Source organism: Sphaerisporangium rhizosphaerae (assembly GCF_042665155.1).
Lineage (GTDB): Bacteria > Actinomycetota > Actinomycetes > Streptosporangiales > Streptosporangiaceae > Sphaerisporangium > Sphaerisporangium rhizosphaerae.
Genome location: NZ_JBHTCG010000127.1, coordinates 1 through 534, shown reverse-complemented (window position 1 = coordinate 534; position 534 = coordinate 1). Strand labels below are relative to the sequence as shown.

Sequence of the window (534 nt, the reverse complement as noted above, 5' to 3'; positions counted from 1 at the left end):
TGTATTATTTCATCCTGAACAGGTCTAAAAGAAGAATAGTTCCAATATTTTTCAAGAATTTGTAATGCTTGCTGCATTCAGAAGTATTTAAAGTCTAAAAATAAAAAGTTTACTTATTTAAAACAAACTTTTGTTAATTTTAATAATGAATCGATGTTTAGAGTAGTGGTAAATGGAGTTGTTTTAGGTAACATTATCCGTCCAACAACTAATAACCAAGATATTTTTAAAACATTCCAATATGACTTAACTCCTTTTGTAGGTGGTGATATTAGAATTTCGTTGCAGCATATTGGAAAATCTTCGAACGACATTGGAGATAATGCTTATTTAGACAATCTTAGATTTAGCCCAGTGCCTTTGTTATCTACAAATGAAAATAATTTTATTGGACTGAAATATTATCCAAATCCAGTTGATAACATTTTAAATATCGAAAATAATTCAGTTATTTCTTCTGTTGAAATTTTATCTGTAACTGGTCAATCACTTTTTATTAAAAGCTTCTTGACTAATAACATTACAATCGATACC

At 27.5% G+C, this 534-nt stretch carries 1 protein-coding gene; it reads left to right on the top strand.

What is annotated here, in order from left to right:
- Positions 1-153: 153 nt before the first annotated feature.
- On the top strand, positions 154-534 hold a 381-nt coding region (locus ACFQSB_RS40395; RefSeq protein ID WP_380832675.1), incomplete at its 3' end, for a hypothetical protein.